Below are 15,918 nucleotides of genomic sequence, written 5' to 3'. Positions count from 1 at the left end.
CCCCGCGCGCCTCGCGGCACCGACGCCCGACGCGCCGTCAGAGATCGCTCGTACGGCGCAATCCGGGGCGCCTCGAACGCCTCCCGTTCACCCGTCCGGGCGAGCCCTCGGACCGGCCCGGCGAGCGCAGCGCCACCCCCGACGACAGCAGCAGCAAGACCCCCAGCATCGCGAACGGCGCCGCCACCCCGGCCAGGCCGGCGACCAGACCCGCGGCGGCGGGCGCGGCGACCTGGCCGAGCCGGTTGCCCGTCAGCCGCAGGGCGAGCGCGGTGGAGCGGGCCTCAGCGGGCGCTGCCTGCACCACCGTCGTCATCGACAGCGGCTGGCCCACACCCAGACAGAAGCCGAGGACCGTGAGCATCCCGGCCAGGGCCCACACCGGTACCGGCAGCGCCGTCCCCGCGCACAGCACGGCCGCGAGGAGGCAGGTGACGGTGAGCAGCGCGGGCCGCCCGAGCAGCCGGAGCAGCGGGGTCAGGACGAGCCGGCAGGCGATGGTGGCGCCGGCACGGAGGCTCAGCAGGACACCGATGACCGAGGGGGCGATGCCCCGGTGCTCGCCGACCACCGGCAGGTAGGCGGTGAGGACGTCGGTCGCGGACAGCACCGACAGGCTGAGCAGCATGCCCGCGGGCACCCCCCGGGCCCGCAGGATGGCGGTGACCGGAACCCGTCCGCCCTGCCGTGGGCGGGAGTTGACGGTGGCGCGGTCCTCGATGCGCCACAGCGAGGTGAACGCGGCCGCCGCACCGGCGCCCGCCACGGCGAGGGCGAGGGCGCTGCTGTGTGCCCTGTCCGGGCCGCCGATGAGCGCGCCCGCGGCGACGGGGCCGACGAGCTGGCCGAGGGAGGCGCCGATGGTGAAGTGCCCGAAGTTGCGGTCCTGTTCGTGCGGCGCGGACTGGCGGGCCACCAGTGACTGGGCGCCGATCACGAAGCAGAGGTGGCCGAGTCCCATCACCCCGCTCCACAGGGCCATCGCCCACAGGGAACCGGCGAGACCGCTGAGTGCGCAGCCGCCGGCGATGAGGACCACGCCCGCCGGCAGCAGGGGCGCGCAGCGGCCGTGGTCGGTGCGGCGGCCGAGCGGTACGGCGGCGAAGAGCGGCAGCAGCGCGTAGACGCCCGCGATGACTCCCACCGCCCGTTCGTCGGCGCCCAGCGCGAGGGCCCGGTAGGAGACCGCGGGCCGGGCCATCGACACCGCCCCCTGCGCGCAGCCGAAGGCGATGACGAGGCGGAGCAGCCAGCCGCGGTTCCCACCGGGCGCCATGAGTCGTGTCCTTCCCGGAGTGCTCAGACGATGCCGAACAGCAGTCCCGCGCCGAGGACCACCAGTGAGGTGAGCACGGCCCACTTGACGACGAACCGGGTGTGGTCGCCGAACTCGACCCTGGCCATGCCGACCAGGACGTAGACGGCCGGGACGAGCGGGCTGGACATGTGCAGCGGCTGGCCGATGATCGAGGCGCGGGCGATCTCCAGCGAGGAGACGCCGTGTGCGTGGCCCGCCTCGGCGAGCACCGGCAGGACGCCGAAGTAGAAGCCGTCGTTGGACATGAAGTAGGTGAGCGGGATGCTCAGCACGCCGGTGACGAGAGCCATGTGCGGGCCCATGCCGTCGGGGACGTTGTCGACCAGCCACTCGGCCATGTGGTCGACCATGCCGGTGCCCTGCAGGACGCCGGTGAAGACGGCGGCGGCGAACACCATGCCGGAGACGTTGAGGACGTTCTCCGCGTGGGCGGCGATGCGGGCCTTCTGGTCCGGCATGTGCGGGAAGTTGACGGTCAGGGCGAGGGCCGCGCCGAGCAGGAACAGCACCGGGATCGGCAGCCACTCCATGATCATGGCCGTGAGCAGGACGAGGGTGAGCAGCGCGTTGAACCAGTACAGCTTGGGGCGCAGGGTGGGGCGGTCGGGGGCCAGGCCCTGGAAGCCCTCGTCCTCGGACTGCTCGTCCGCAGGTGCCGCGCCGGTGCCGGACCCGCCGGCCGTCCGGGGCTCCTCGCCGGAACCGCCGGCGTGCCTGGCCTCCTCACCGGAACCGGCCCGCCTGGCCTCCTCACCGGAGCCGGCGCCGGCGCCGGCGCCGGCCAGGACCGTCTCCTGCTCCTCGACCAGCACCTCGTCCAGCGTGAGCACGCCGAGCCGCTTGCGCTCGCGGCGGCCGAGTGCGTAGGCGAGGGCGAACACGAACAGCAGGCCCATGGCGAGGGCGGGGATCATCGGCACGAAGATGTCGCCGGCGTCGAGCTTCAGCGCGGTGGCCGCGCGGGCGGTGGGGCCGCCCCACGGCAGCGTGTTCATCACGCCGTTGGCCATCGCGGCCACGCCGGTCATCACGACCATGGACATCTTCAGGCGCTTGTACAGCGGGTACATCGCCGAGACGGTGATCATGAAGGTGGTGGAGCCGTCGCCGTCCAGGGAGACGATCGCGGCGAGGACCGCCGTACCGATGACGATGCGCAGCGGGTCGGCCTTGCAGAACCTCAGGATGCCCCGCACGACCGGGTCGAAGAGACCGACGTCGATCATCACACCGAAGTAGACGATCGCGAACATGAGCATGGCCGCGGTGGGGGCGAGCCCGGTGACGCCGTCGATGACGTAGTCGCCGAGCTTGGCGCCCTTGCCCACGAACACGCAGAACAGCGCGGGTATGAGCACGAGCGCCGCGATCGGCGACATCTTCTTCAGCATGATCAGGACCAGGAAGGTCGCGATCATGGCGAAGCCGAGGATGGTCAGCATGAGTGGATACCTAACGTTCGCCCTTGAACATCCCACCTGGGGTCGGCGGTGCGATGACGTTAGGTCCGTTCAGACGGCGTTAACAAGTGGTCGACGCGCGAGCAATAAGCGCAAAAGTCCAGGTCAGGGAAGTGTGACGACATCAACGGGTACGCCGTTGAGTACCGCGTTGCCCGAGAGCGGGTCGAGCAGACTGCCGTCGAGCAGCTGGTTGACGTTGACGCCGGGGTGCGCGGCGGCGTGGCCGAGCCGGATGCCGGGACGGTCGTGGCCCCAGCCGTGCGGCAGGCTCACCACCCCGGGCCGGACCCGGTCGGTGACCTCGGCGGGTGCGACCACCTCTCCTCCGGCGCCCTTGACGCGTACGTCCGCCCCGTCCCGGACGCCGATGCGGGCGGCGTCCTCCGGGTGGATGTGCAGGGTGCAGCGGTTGCTGCCGCCGGTGAGGGCGGGCACGTTGTGCATCCAGCTGTTGTTGGAGCGCAGATGGCGGCGGCCGACGAGGACGAGGCCCGCGGGGCGTTCGTGCAGGGCGGCACGGAGCCGGGGCAGGTCCCCGGCGATCGGCTCGGGCAGCAGCTCTATCCTGCCGCTGCGGGTCTTCAGCGGCTGCGGCAGGCGGGGCCGCAGCGGGCCGAGGTCGATGCCGTGCGGATGGTCGAGCAGCCTGGCCAGGGTCAGCCCGTCGGGCCGGGCGCCGAAGCCGTCGCCGTACGGGCCGAGACGCAGCATCAGGTCGAGCCGCCGCTCGGGGCCGTTCTCGCCGGTGAGCAGGGCGGCGAGGTCGCGCGGGTCACGGCCGTGGACCGGTGAGTGCTCGTCCCGCACGGCCTTGCCGAGGGTCTGCTCGATGACCATCGCGTCGACGGCCCCCGGATCGGTGCCGTGCATGCCGGTCGCGGCCAGTGTCAGCCGGGCGAGGATCTCGCTCTCCGCCATGCGGCCGGGCTCCAGCGGGACGGCGGGGCGGGAGTAGCGGACCTGGTTGCGCACGGCGAGAGCGTTGAAGGCGAAGTCGTGGTGCGGGCTCTGGGCGGGCGGCGGCGGGGGCAGTACGACATGCGCGTGGCGCGAGGTCTCGTTCAGGTACGGGTCGACGCTGACCATGAAGTCCAGGGAGGCCAGGGCCTTGTCGAGCCGGTCGCCGTCGGGCGCGGAGAGCACGGGGTTGGCGGCGACGGCGATCAGCGCGCGGACCGGCGTGCCCTCGTCGGTCGCGGTGTCGATCTCCTCGGCGAGCGCGGAGAGCGGCAACTCCCCCTTGGCCTCCGGGTGTTTGCCGACGCGGGAGTGCCAGCGGCCGAGCGTGAAGCCGCGGCCCGGACCGGCCGGGCGGGGCGTCCTGTCGGTGGCGGCCTGCGGGAAGAGGGCGCCGCCTGGGCGGTCCAGGTTGCCGGTGAGGATGTTCAGGACGTCGACCAGCCAGCTCGCCAGGGTGCCGTGCGGGACGGTGCAGCTGCCGATGCGGGCGTAGACGGCGGCGGTGGGGGCCGCGGCGAGTTCCCTGGCGAGGGTGCGGATGACACCGGCGTCCAGATCGCAGGCGGGGGCCACGGCCTCGGGGGTGAAGCCGGCCAGGGCGTCGCGGAGTTCGGCGAGGCCCAGAACGTAGGGGGTCAGGTCCTTGAGGTCGGCCAGGTCTTCCGCGAAGAGCGTGTGCGCCATCGCCGCGAGCAGCAGGGCATCGGTGCCGGGGCGTATCGCCAGGTGCCGGTCGGCGAGGTCGGCGGTGCGGGTGCGGCGCGGGTCCACGACGGTGAGCCGGCCGCCGCGGGCCTTGAGTGCCTTGAGCTTGCCGGGGAAGTCGGGGGCGGTGCACAGACTGCCGTTGGACTCCAGGGGGTTGGCGCCGATGAGCAGCAGATGGTCCGTGTGGTCGAGGTCCGGCACCGGGATGGCGCCCGCGTCGCCGAACAGGAGCCCGCTGGAGACGTGCTTGGGCATCTGGTCGACCGTGGAGGCGGTGAACAGGCTGCGGGTGCGCAGGGCGCCGAGCAGGACGGCCGGATAGAGGCCACCGGCCATGGTGTGGACATTGGGGTTGCCGAGGACCACACCGACGGCGTCCGGGCCGTATCGCTCCACGACCGGGCGCAGTCCGGCGGCGACCGCGTCGAAGGCCTCCTCCCAGGTGGCCTCGCGCAGTTCGCCGTCCGCACGGACGAGTGGCGTCCGCAGCCGGTCGGGGTCGCCGTCCACGGCACCGAAGGAGGCGCCCTTGGGGCAGATGAACCCCTTGCTGAAGACGTCCTTACGGTCGCCGCGGGCACCGGTGACGCGGGTGCCCTCGATGGTGAGGGTCAGCCCACAGGTGGCCTCGCACAGGGGGCAGATTCGCAGGGCGGTGCGGGACACGGGTCCTCCCGAGGGGTCGGCGGCTGGGTCGTCCGAGCACGGACAGGCCCGCGGCGAGCATACCGACCGGTATGCACGGTGGGGAGCCCCGACGCCCGGCCGTTCCGGAAGACCGACACCCTGCCGATCGGGAGCCCCGGCGGCGCACCGTTCGGGCGGTCCCGGCGCCGGATCGCTCAGTCGAGCACGCGCCCGAGATAGGCCCGCAGCAGCTCCCGGGTCTCGGCGATGATCGCCTCGTCGCCCTGCGGATCGACCCGGAAGGCCAGTTGGACGAGGGTGTCGGCGCTTTCCACCGCGACCAGGAAGACCCGGCGCAGATCCTCGTCCGGGGTGCGGGTGAGGAAACCGGAGAGCAGGTCGGTGAGCCGGTCGGCGACCCTGGTGTTGGGCTCGCCGTTCCGCGCGCCGACCGGTATCTGGTTGCCGAAGTCGACCAGGGAGAAGCCCGGTGCGGTGCGCTTCATGGCCAGGTACTCGTCCAGGACGGCGTCCATGGCGGCCCGCCAGTCTCCCCCGCGTCCGGCCTGCCCCGGGCGGGAGCCGGGCCCGCCGCCCGCCTGCTGCAGCCGCTCGGTGACACGGTCGACGTACCGCTCGAGGTTGCGCTGGGCGAGGGCGTCGGCCATCTGCCGCTTGTTGCCGAAGAAGCGGTAGACCGAGCCGATGGGGACGCCGGCGCGCTGGGCGACCGCGCGCGTGCTCAGGGCGTCGTAGCCGACCTCGTCGAGGAGTTCGGCGCAGGCGTCCAGGATCCTGGTCAGCCGTTCGGCGCTGCGCCGCTGGACGGGCGCACGACGGAGCGATGTCGCGTGGGGCACGGGCTTCATGATGCCTTTCCGCCGGAGTCAGGTGAACCTCGCCCCACAGTACGAAGAACGGTGGCCGTTGCACTCACTCGGCGGCGCCGGGGGTGCCGGCCGTCGCGGTGCAGGCGGTGCCGACCGTCGCGGTGCAGGCGGTGCCGACCGTCGCCGTGCAGGCGGTGCCGACCGTCGCCGTGCAGGCGGTGCCGGAAGTGCCCGCGGTCGCGGTGCCGGAAGTGCCCGCCGTCGCGGTGCAGGCGGTGCCGGAAGTGCCGGCCTACGGCTGCGCGTCCGACACCGTGACGTCGGCGGTGCTCTCGACTGGCCTGCCCTGCACGGCCCACACCGTGCCGTCGTCGGCGTACAGCCGCGCGGTGACGTGGTGGGTGCCGTGCGGGACCGTCCCGGCGGCCAGGTGGTAGGCCGGTGTGCGCAGCCGGGCGACCCGGTGGCCGTCGACGAGGAGGGCGACCAGGCCGCGCCCGCGGGCCGCCGCGGGCTGGGCACCGGGCGCCGAGCAGCGGAAGCGGCGGAAGGTCAGCCGCACGTCCCAGCCGCTCCCGGCGGCCGGGGTCACCTCTATGCCGACCTCCGGCGCGTCCTTCCTGGCCATCTCGCGCAGATTCCGGCCCGTCTCGTCGGTGTCGTCCAGCACCTTCCCCACCGGCGAGGACGAGACCGTGCCCCCGTGCGCCTCCCCGGCCGCGCAGGCCGCCGCACCGAGCGGCAGCAGGACACACACCACGAGCGCGCCGAGCCGTCCACGCCTCCACTTCGTCCACGACATGGCCGGGAGCGTAGAACAACGCCCCATCACCCCGAATCCCCCTGAAGTCTGGTTCCCGTCCTCCCACGGAGGGAGGACCGGGCAACCCTCTTGCGCAGCCCCCCGTCCATTCCTACGGTGATACATAGGAATCGGGAGTGCAAGGGAGCGATCATGAGCGGGGACGCCAGGAAGACCGCCGAGGGGCTGTCGTATCTCACCGGGTTCGGCAACGAGCACGCCTCGGAGGCTGTGCCGGGCGCCCTGCCCGAGGGCCGCAACTCGCCGCAGCGCGCGCCGCTCGGCCTGTACGCGGAACAGCTGAGCGGTACGGCCTTCACCGAGCCCCGGGCGCACAACCGGCGCTCCTGGCTCTACCGGATCCGCCCGTCGGCCGCGCATCCCGCGTTCACCCGTACCGACAACGGCGGGCTGCGCACGGCCCCCTTCGCCGAGGCGGTGCCCGACCCCAACCGGCTGCGCTGGAACCCGCTTCCGGAACCCCCGGCGGGCACCGACTTCCTCGCCGGCCTGTGGACACTGGGCGGCAACGGCGACGCGGCCCAGCGCACCGGCATGGCCGTGCACCTGTACCACGCCAACGCCTCGATGGAGCGGGTGTTCTCGGACGCCGACGGGGAGCTGCTGATCGTGCCGGAGCGGGGCGGGCTGCTGCTGCACACCGAGTTCGGTCGTCTCCACGTGGAGCCCGCACATGTGGCGCTGATCCCGCGCGGGGTGCGTTTCCGTGTGGAGCTGCTGGACACCGCACCGGATGGCGGGGCGGCCCCGACGGCACGTGGTTATGTGTGCGAGAACTACGGGGCGCCGTTCCAGCTGCCCGACCTCGGCCCCATCGGCGCCAACGGGCTGGCCAACGCCCGTGACTTCCGCGCCCCGGTCGCCGCGTACGAGGACGTCGACGGCCCGGTGGAGGTGGTGAACAAGTTCTGCGGCAACCTCTGGACGGCGACCTACGACCACAGCCCCCTGGACGTGGTCGCCTGGCACGGCAACCATGTGCCGTACGTCTACGACCTGCGCCGTTTCAATGTGATCGGCACCATCTCGTACGACCACCCGGACCCGTCCATCTTCACGGTCCTGACCTCCCCTTCGGACACCCCGGGCCTGGCCGGTGTCGACTTCGTGGTCTTCGCGCCGCGCTGGCTGGTGGGCGAGAACACCTTCCGGCCGCCGTACTTCCACCGGAACGTGATGAGCGAGTACATGGGCCTGATCGAGGGCGCGTACGACGCCAAGGCCGAGGGCTTCGTGCCCGGCGGCGGCTCGCTGCACAACATGATGTCGGCGCACGGCCCGGACCGGGAGACCTTCGACCGGGCCAGCGCGGCCGAGCTGAAGCCGCAGAAGATCGACGACGGCCTGGCCTTCATGTTCGAGACCCGCTGGCCGGTGACCCTGACTCCGCAGGCGGCCGGGGCCGGACACCTCCAGCGGCGCTACGACGACGTGTGGCAGGGCCTGGAACGTCACTTCCGGGTGTGACGCGCGCGTTGCGCCGAACGTTCTCCGACAGGTACGGATAACCGCGTGACCTCCTTCGCTCCGGACTCGATCGTCCTGAACCGCAAGCTGCCGCTCTGGTATCAGGTGTCGCAGTCGCTGCGCGCCTCGATACTCGGCCGCTCACCCGAGGACCCGCTGCGCCTGCCCACCGAGGAACAGCTCGCGGAGCACTACGGCGTGAGCGTGCTGACCATGAGGCAGGCGCTGAAGGAACTGGAGGACGAGGGGCTGATCAGCCGGCACCGCAGGCGCGGCACGTTCATCGAGCCCGGGGTCCGGCGCGGGGCGCCGGTGCGGCTGCTGGGCTCGGTCGACGCGATCGTGGCCCAGCAGTCCGGGATGACGGCCGAGCTGCTGGACCACGGCTGCGTCGCGGTGCCGGCCGGGCTCGCCGAGTACTTCCCGGACGTGCCCGAGGTGGCGACGTACCACCGCCTGCGCAGCGACGCCAAGACCGGCGAGCCGACCAATCACGCCGTCAACCACGTCCGGCCCGAACTGGCGGCGCGCATCGACCCGGACGATCTGGTCCGCTGGCCGATGACCAAAGTGCTCCGGGACATCGTGAAGGCGGACATCAGCCGTATCACGGACACCGTGGAGGCCCGCCTCGCCGACCCGGAGACCGCGCGGCTGCTCCACGTCCCGCTGCTCAGCCCGATCCTGCACTACACGGGCGTGACGTACGACACCGACGGCCGGGTGCTGGACGTGGCGGTCATCCACTACCGGGGCGACCGCTTCTCGTTCACCGTCACGCTGGAGGCGACCTGATGGCGGGTGCCGGTCAGGCCGTACCATGCCCTGCGTGACGTACGACGACGCTCCGCCGCTGGCGGACCTCATGCCGTGGTCCGTCGCACCGCTGCGGCCGGGCCGCGCCTGGCCGACGGCGCCCGATCCGGCCTCGCTGAAGGCCCGTTGGGACGCCCTGCTGAAGGCCGGGGGCCCGGACCGGGAGGCCCTGTTCGAGCCGACCCGCGCCCGCACGCTCGCCTCGGCCGTGGGCCAGCTGCCCGGCCAGTCCACCGGCACGCGGCGGCTGGCCCGCGCCGAGGGTCCCTGCGCGGAGCCGGTCCGGGTCCTGACCGCGCCCTTCGACGAGCAGTGGCTGATCCCGGACCACCGGCTGATCGACACGGCCCGCCCGGAGTTGTGGCGGGTGGCGGACCCGCACCAGGTGTTCACGGTGGATACGGGCGACGAGGACGTCCCGCTGCTGGCGACCTCGCTCCTGCCCACCCTGCGCACCGGCCGCATCCGCCCGCTGTACCGCCGTCCCGGCGGCAGCGAGCCCAATCTGGCCGCGGGCCTGCTGGACCACCTGTCCGACCGGCTGGGAGGGCGCCCCACGGCGGCGGACGTGCTGGCCTGGATCCTGGCGGCGGTCCGGCCGGACCTGACCGTCCCGCTGACGGAGGACCCCGGCCTGTGGTCCGCGGGCGTGGACCTGGGCCACCGCATGCTGTGGCTGATGCGCCGCGACGGAGAGCGCCCCAAGCTGCCGGGGGGCCGCCGCCCGTACGTCCGCGCTCCCCTGCCGAGCCGCCCGGCCACCCTCTCCTACGACCGCGACGAGGAGGCTCTGCACCTCGACGACGGCCGCATCTCACCGGTCCCGCCCGCGGCATGGGACTACGAGCTGGCCGGAGTGCGGGTCCTGGAGACCTGGTTCGCGGTCCGCACGGACCCGGCCGAGCCCGGCACCCTGGCGGCGATCCGTCCCGCGCTCTGGCCGCAGAGCTGGACGTCGGAGCTGCTGGAGCTGATCACGGTGCTGGCGCTGCTGGCGGAACTCCGGCCTCTGCGGGCCGGCTTGGAGGTGCGGGCAGCGGTCTCGGCGACCGATCTGCGACAGGCGGGCGTCCTTCCCCCGCCGGAACCGTCCCGCCGCCCCGCCTCGGTCCTCGACCACCACGAGGAGGGCCCGGACGGCCAGTTCGCCCTGCTGTAGCCGGTCCTGCGGCGGCCCCCGGGGTCACCCGCCCCGGGTCATCTCCGGGGCCGGTGCGGCGTGAACGCGTCCAGCACGCGCTCCAGCGCCCGCTCGAAGACCGCCTCCAGATCGATCGGCCCCGCGTCCTCGGTGAACGCCGCCGCCATCCGCGGATACGCCCCCGATGCGATCTGTCCTGCGAGATACGCGATCCGCACCGCGTTCTCCTCGTCCTCCGACCAGGGCAGGGCGCGCACCCGCTCGGCGGTGTCGAGTTCGTTGCGGACGTAGGTCGTCACCACGCCGTTGAGCATCGCGATCAGTTCCAGCTTGGTGCCGTAGGCCGCCTGCAACGGGTCCAGGCAGGCCAGGCAGTGCTCCAGATAGCGCAGGGCATGCGGACTGAAGCCGTACACCGGTGACATCAGGCGCGGTACCCACGGGTGCCGGTGCATCAGTGCGCGCGTCTGGTGGGCCACCCGGAGCATGTCGGCCCGCCAGTCGCCGGTCGGCTCCCACGGCTCGTGCTCGGCGCTGACCGCGTCGACCATCAGCTCGTACAGGTCCTCCTTGCGGGGGACGTAGTTGTACAGCGACATGGTGCCGCAGCCCAGCTCGGCGGCGACATGCCGCATCGACACCGCGTCGAGCCCCTGCGCGTCGGCGATCCGGACGGCCGCGGCGGCGATGTCGTCGCGCGTGTACGCCGGTTTCGGGCCCCGGCCCGTGCGCTCGGGGCGCGCCCAGATCACTGCGGGGACGGCCCCTCGGACGGTCATCGGTCATCACCTCGGTTCACCATCCTAGTTACGTACGGCGTACGCAGTGCGCTATGGTCGGCGCATGACTACTACGTACGCTGTACTTAGTGAGGGGTTGGAGAAGCGCTTCGGCACCGTGCACGCCCTGCGCGGGCTGGATCTGGCCGTCGCCGAGGGCACGGTCTGCGGGCTGCTCGGTCCGAACGGGGCGGGCAAGACGACGGCGGTGCGGCTGCTGACCACGCTGCTGCGGCCGGACGGGGGTTCGGCCCGGGTCGCCGGGCACGATCTCGTCCGGGAGGCGGCGGCCGTGCGGAGCCGGATCGGGGTCACCGGGCAGTACGCCTCGGTCGACGGGGACCTCACCGGCCGGGAGAACCTGCGGCTGTTCGCCCGGCTGCACCGGGTGCGGGGACCGGCCGCCCGGGCCGACGAACTGCTGGAGCGCTTCGGCCTGACCGAGGCCGCGGACCGCAGGGCGGCGACGTACTCGGGCGGCATGCGCCGCCGCCTGGACCTGGCGGCGAGCCTGCTGCGGCGGCCCGACGTGCTCTTCCTGGACGAGCCGACCACCGGGCTCGACCCGGCCAGCCGCGCCCGCATCTGGCAGGCCGTGCACGAGCTGAAGACGGAGGGCACGACCGTGCTGCTGACCACGCAGTACCTGGAGGAGGCCGACCGGCTCGCCGACGACATCGCCCTGGTGGACCGGGGCCGGATCGCCCACAGCGGTTCGCCCGCCGGGCTCAAGGCGCTCATCGGGTCGTACGCGGAGGCGGTGGTCGCGGACGCCGAGGCGATGCCGCGTGCCGCGGCCGTGCTCGACCGGCTGACCGGCAGGGAGCCGGTGTCCGACCGCGAGCGCAACGCCGTCGGCGCGGTCAGCACCGACCCGACCCTGACCCTTCCCCGGCTGGTGCGCGAACTGGACGCGGCCGGTGTGCCGTTGCTGGACGCGAGCATCCGGCCGCCCACCCTCGACGACGTCTTCCTGCGGCTCACCGGGGAGACCACGGACAGCAAGGAGCCGGTGGCATGAGCACGTTGGCGTACGACGGGCTGGCGATGACGGGCCGGCAGCTGCGCCGGGTCCGCAACAACCCCGGTCTGGCCATCCTGTCCCAGATGATGCCGGTCAACATGCTGCTGTTCTTCGGCTACGTGTTCGGCAGCGCGCTGGCGATGCCCGGCCGTGAGTACCGTTCCTTCCTCGTGCCGGGTCTGCTCGTCGCGACGGCCGCCGGCGGCCTGATGACCGGCATGTTCCAGGCCGCCCAGGACACCCACCGCGGAGTCACGGACCGGTTCCGCACGATGCCGGTGAGCCGGGCCGCGGCCCCGCTCGGACAGGCCGTCGCGGACCTCGTCGTCACGACCGCCGGAACCGTGCCGCTGCTGGTGACCGGGCTGGCGGTGGGCTGGCGGGTCGAAGGGTCGGTGGCCGGTGCCGTGGCGGCCGTCGGGCTGCTGCTGCTCTTCCGGTTCGCCTGCACCTGCGCCGGGATCTGGCTGGGCCTGCTGACCCGCAGCGAGGAGGCCGCGGGCCAGCTGGGCGCGTCCTCCTTCGTGCTGCCGCTGCTGTCCGACGCGTACATCCCGACGGACGACCTGCCGGGCTGGCTGCGCACGCTCGCCGAGTGGAATCCGATCAGCGCGGTGACGACCGCCCTGCGCGACCTGTTCGGCAACGCGCCCGTGCCCCGGGGCGCAGCGTGGCCGGTGGCCCATCCCGTCGCCGGGTCGCTCGCCTGGAGCCTCGCCCTGATCCTGGTGTTCCTGCCGCTCGCCGTCCGCAGGTACGCGCGAGCCGAGTGATGCCGCACTGCTGACAAAGGCGCCGCTCAGGGGCCATGATCCGGTCATGGATCAGCCGATGGACCAGCCTCCGCAGCAGCCCCTTCCCCTGGCGGGACTCACCGTCGTCGCCGTCGAACAGGCCGTGTCCGCGCCCTTCGCGACCCGGCAGCTCGCCGACCTGGGCGCCCGGGTCGTCAAGGTGGAGCGCATCGACGGCGGCGACTTCGCGCGCGGGTACGACACGGCGGCCGGCGGTCTCGCGTCGCACTTCGTGTGGTGCAACCGGGGCAAGGAGTCCATCGCCCTGGACCTGAAGGACCCCCGCGGTCTGGACGTCGTACGGCGGCTGGTCGCGGACGCGGACGTGTTCGTGCAGAACCTCGCGCACGGCGCCGCGGCCCGGCTCGGTCTGGACGCGGCCACGCTGTGCGCCGCGCACCCGCGGCTGATCGCCGTGGACATCTCGGGCTACGGCGGCTCGGGGCCGTACACGGACAAGCGGGCGTACGACATGCTCGTGCAGTGCGAGGCCGGGCTGGTGTCGGTGACCGGCACGGCTGAGCAGCCGGTGAAGGCGGGGATCCCGGCGGCGGACATCGCGGCGGCCATGTACGCGTTCTCGGGGGTGCTGGCCGCTCTGGTGCGGCGCGGCACCACCGGCCGTGGCGGGCCGGTGGAGGTGTCCATGCTGGAGGCGCTCGCCGAGTGGATGGGGCACCCGCTGCACCATGCGCTGCACGGGGGCGAGCCGCCGGCGCGCACCGGACTCGCGCACGCCGTGATCGCCCCGTACGACGCCTATCCGACGGCGGACGGCGGGCGGGTGCTGCTGTCGGTGCAGAACGACCGGGAGTGGCGACGGCTGGCCGAACGGGTCATGGACCGGCCGGAGTTGGGGACGGACCCGGCGTACGCGACGAATGCCGCCCGAGTGGCACACCGGGAGCGGACCGATGCCCTGGTCGCGGAGGCGCTGGCGGTGCTGGACGCCGAGGAGGCGCTGGCCCGGCTGGAGAAGGCGGGCATCGCCTGTGCGCGGCTGCGGGATCTGCACGAGCTGGCGGAACACCCGCAGCTGGCGGCCCGCGAGCGGTGGCGCCAGGTGGGGTCGCCGGTCGGGCCGCTGAAGGCGCTGCTGCCTCCCATCACTCTGCCGGGCGGGGACGAGGCACGGATGGGCGACGTGCCCGCACTCGGGCAGCACACCGGGGCGCTGCTGCGTGCCGTGGGGATGGCGGACGACGAGATCGCAGCACTGCGCCGGGACGGTGTGGCGGCCTGAGTGCGGGCTGACCCGCGCGATGGCCGCTCAGGTGGCCGGTTCGGTGACCGCTCAGTGACCGCCGAACAGCGAACGGCGCAGTCGGCGCAGCGGTGCGAAGAGGGAGACGCGGCGGACCCGCGCGCCTCGGTCGCTGCGCTGGTGCACGGAGTCGCGCGCCGTCAGTTCAAGCATCAGCGAGGTCGCCTCGACCGTCTCCCGCTGCGGTATGGCGGGACCCGCCAGTACCGACAGATGGCGGTCGAGGCGCGAACTGGTCGCGCTGCTCCCGCAGGTGATCGCAGGGACCCTGGCCCTGCTGCGCACTGTTATCTGCTCCATGTCACTCCCCACCCGTACGAGTCCACCCGGCCCGGGCAGAGTAACCCTATCGCCCCAGTGAGGCATGCGTGTATCTCGGCCACAGGATTCACCTTCCCCACAAGGGGGTTGACCACCCCTCGTTGACTACTCTCCGAATCCGACCGATTTCAGGGTGAGTTGGACAATGGGCTGACCGGTGGGTTGTGCTGACCCTCCGTCAGGCTCGACGGTTACAGCGAGTGATGTCGAGGAGGTGTCGAGCCCCTTCGCGACCAAGGGCGTGTCGCCCGTGAAGAGGCCGAGGGAGCGCGGTTGCGCACGGGGGCGCATGAGCCAGAGCTGGTGCACGCGCCCGCCGGGCGGGGTGGCGTATCCGCTGAGGGTGACGACGGCCTCCCGCTCGGAGGCGGAAGCGATCACTCCGATACTGCGGCCCTGCGCGTCCTTCCCGCCGGCCGCGCGGGCGTCCGGAGCGGCCAGAACGTGGGCGATATCACGTGCCCTGGCCTGCTCTGCCGCGAGCCGGTCCTCGGTGCGGTGCGCCTGGACCGCGAACAGGGAGGCGACGACGAGGGCGGCAGCGGCCGTCGCCGTGGCGAGCGGGGCGAACAGCGGGCGTGAGCGGGGCGTACGGGTGCGTCCCGGCGGCGGCTGGGCGCCCCAGACGTGCGGAGGCAGCTGGGAGGTGCGCTCCCGGGCCGGTCCCTGTTCCTGCCGGGAGCCGCGGGCCGGTGCCGGCTCCTGCGGGATGGTGCGTACGGCGGCCAGCACCCGGTCGCGCAGGGCCGCGGGCGCGGGGGCCGCCGTCGACCAGGCGAGCCGCACCGCGTCCTCGGACAGGTCCCGCACCTCGGCGGCGCAGCGGTCGCAGCCCGCGAGGTGTTTCTCGAAGCGGCGCCGCTCGCCCGGTTCGAGGGCGTCGAGCGCGTAGGGCGCGGCGAGGGAGTGCAGGTCCTCCCGGCGCAGCAGCTTGCCGAGGATGCTCATGCGGCGCCTCCCAGGCACTGGCGCAGCCGGGTGAGTCCGTCGCGCATCCGCGTCTTGACCGTGCCGAGCGGCAGCGAGAGCCGCTCGGCCACCTCACGGTAGGTGTAGCCGTCGTAGTAGGCGAGGGTCACCGACTGGCGTTGCAGGGCGGTGAGCCGGTTCAGACAGCGGCGCACCCACTCGCGTTCCAGACCGGCCTCCACTTCTTCGGCGACCTGGTCGAACGCGGGCTCCCCGGCGCGCAGCGCCTCCCGCTGCTCGCGTTCCCCGGCCGCGCGGGCGCTGCGCACCCGGTCGACGGCACGGCGGTGGGCGAGGGTGAGGATCCAGGAGAGCGCGCTGCCCCGGCCGGGGTCGAACCGGGCGGCGGAACGCCACAGTTCGAGCAGCACCTCCTGGGCGACCTCCTCGGACTGGGCAGGGTCGCGGACCACCCGCCGGACCAGTCCGTAGACCGGCCCGGAGACCAGCCCGTACAACTCCTCGAACGCCCTCTGGTCGCCGCCCGCCACGAGCACCAGCAGCTCGTCCGCGTGCATGCGGGCCCCCTCTCCGTGGCCGCAGCCGGCCCTTCCTCGCACCCCGCGCATCCGCACCGAGACACACCTCCCCGAAGACTTACGGATCAACACGAC

At 73.0% G+C, this 15,918-nt stretch carries 15 protein-coding genes; 6 read left to right on the top strand and 9 right to left on the bottom strand.

Features of this window, described 5'->3' with window-relative positions; all coding sequences use genetic code 11:
• Positions 1-37: 37 nt before the first annotated feature.
• From ACZ4SF_RS15945 to ACZ4SF_RS15925, 5 genes are all read right to left on the bottom strand, one after another.
• Positions 38-1,276: an MFS transporter gene (locus ACZ4SF_RS15945; RefSeq protein ID WP_468383949.1), complete on the bottom strand. Its 1,239-nt coding sequence runs from the start codon at positions 1,274-1,276 to the stop codon at positions 38-40.
• 23 nt (positions 1,277-1,299) lie between these two features.
• On the bottom strand, positions 1,300-2,760 hold the full coding sequence (locus ACZ4SF_RS15940; protein ID WP_468383946.1) for a CitMHS family transporter: 1,461 nt from the start codon (positions 2,758-2,760) through the stop codon (positions 1,300-1,302).
• A 123-nt stretch (positions 2,761-2,883) separates the two neighbouring features.
• Entirely contained in the window at positions 2,884-5,115 is a 2,232-nt protein-coding gene (locus ACZ4SF_RS15935; RefSeq protein WP_468383943.1) for a molybdopterin oxidoreductase family protein, read from the bottom strand.
• Between the two features lie 176 nt (positions 5,116-5,291).
• Entirely contained in the window at positions 5,292-5,945 is a 654-nt protein-coding gene (locus ACZ4SF_RS15930) for a TetR/AcrR family transcriptional regulator (RefSeq protein ID WP_468383941.1), read from the bottom strand.
• A gap of 253 nt (positions 5,946-6,198) precedes the next feature.
• On the bottom strand, positions 6,199-6,708 hold the full coding sequence (locus tag ACZ4SF_RS15925; RefSeq protein WP_468383938.1) for a hypothetical protein: 510 nt from the start codon (positions 6,706-6,708) through the stop codon (positions 6,199-6,201).
• A gap of 153 nt (positions 6,709-6,861) precedes the next feature.
• On the opposite strand from ACZ4SF_RS15925, the gene hmgA reads away from it, so the two are divergent.
• From hmgA to ACZ4SF_RS15910, 3 genes are read left to right on the top strand one after another with little or no spacing between them, the layout of a single operon-like run.
• Positions 6,862-8,196 (top strand): homogentisate 1,2-dioxygenase, encoded by a 1,335-nt coding sequence (gene hmgA, locus ACZ4SF_RS15920; RefSeq protein ID WP_468383935.1) that lies wholly within the window; start codon positions 6,862-6,864, stop codon positions 8,194-8,196.
• 45 nt (positions 8,197-8,241) lie between these two features.
• On the top strand, positions 8,242-8,991 hold the full coding sequence (locus ACZ4SF_RS15915) for a GntR family transcriptional regulator (protein WP_468383932.1): 750 nt from the start codon (positions 8,242-8,244) through the stop codon (positions 8,989-8,991).
• 25 nt (positions 8,992-9,016) lie between these two features.
• The gene (locus tag ACZ4SF_RS15910) at positions 9,017-10,171 is read left to right on the top strand and encodes a type ISP restriction/modification enzyme (RefSeq protein ID WP_468383929.1); all 1,155 of its coding nucleotides are present in this window, start codon (positions 9,017-9,019) and stop codon (positions 10,169-10,171) included.
• A gap of 38 nt (positions 10,172-10,209) precedes the next feature.
• Here ACZ4SF_RS15910 and ACZ4SF_RS15905 read toward each other — a convergent pair whose 3' ends face one another.
• Entirely contained in the window at positions 10,210-10,932 is a 723-nt protein-coding gene (locus ACZ4SF_RS15905; RefSeq protein WP_468383926.1) for a TetR/AcrR family transcriptional regulator, read from the bottom strand.
• A gap of 64 nt (positions 10,933-10,996) precedes the next feature.
• On the opposite strand from ACZ4SF_RS15905, the gene ACZ4SF_RS15900 reads away from it, so the two are divergent.
• From ACZ4SF_RS15900 to ACZ4SF_RS15890, 3 genes are read left to right on the top strand one after another with little or no spacing between them, the layout of a single operon-like run.
• Complete coding sequence (locus ACZ4SF_RS15900) at positions 10,997-11,953, top strand: ATP-binding cassette domain-containing protein (protein WP_468383924.1); 957 nt, start codon at positions 10,997-10,999, stop codon at positions 11,951-11,953.
• Positions 11,950-12,729, top strand: coding sequence for an ABC transporter permease (locus tag ACZ4SF_RS15895; protein WP_468383921.1), 780 nt, complete (start codon positions 11,950-11,952; stop codon positions 12,727-12,729). Before ACZ4SF_RS15900 ends, ACZ4SF_RS15895 begins: the two co-directional genes overlap by 4 nt.
• A 46-nt stretch (positions 12,730-12,775) precedes the next feature.
• Positions 12,776-13,993: a CaiB/BaiF CoA transferase family protein gene (locus tag ACZ4SF_RS15890; protein ID WP_468383918.1), complete on the top strand. Its 1,218-nt coding sequence runs from the start codon at positions 12,776-12,778 to the stop codon at positions 13,991-13,993.
• A gap of 51 nt (positions 13,994-14,044) precedes the next feature.
• Here the strand turns inward: ACZ4SF_RS15890 and ACZ4SF_RS15885 are convergent, their stop codons facing one another.
• The 3 genes from ACZ4SF_RS15885 to ACZ4SF_RS15875 all read right to left on the bottom strand — a co-directional run bounded on the left by ACZ4SF_RS15885 (position 14,045) and on the right by ACZ4SF_RS15875 (position 15,822).
• On the bottom strand, positions 14,045-14,314 hold the full coding sequence (locus ACZ4SF_RS15885; protein ID WP_468383915.1) for a hypothetical protein: 270 nt from the start codon (positions 14,312-14,314) through the stop codon (positions 14,045-14,047).
• Between the two features lie 126 nt (positions 14,315-14,440).
• On the bottom strand, positions 14,441-15,283 hold the full coding sequence (locus ACZ4SF_RS15880) for an anti-sigma factor (protein WP_468383912.1): 843 nt from the start codon (positions 15,281-15,283) through the stop codon (positions 14,441-14,443).
• Positions 15,280-15,822 carry a sigma-70 family RNA polymerase sigma factor gene (locus ACZ4SF_RS15875; RefSeq protein WP_468383910.1) on the bottom strand — a complete coding sequence of 181 codons (543 nt, stop codon included), beginning with the start codon at positions 15,820-15,822 and terminating at the stop codon, positions 15,280-15,282. Before ACZ4SF_RS15875 ends, ACZ4SF_RS15880 begins: the two co-directional genes overlap by 4 nt.
• Positions 15,823-15,918: the final 96 nt, after the last annotated feature.

Source organism: Streptomyces sp. NPDC027663 (assembly GCF_055566415.1).
This window is presented reverse-complemented; position numbering and strand designations above follow the sequence as displayed.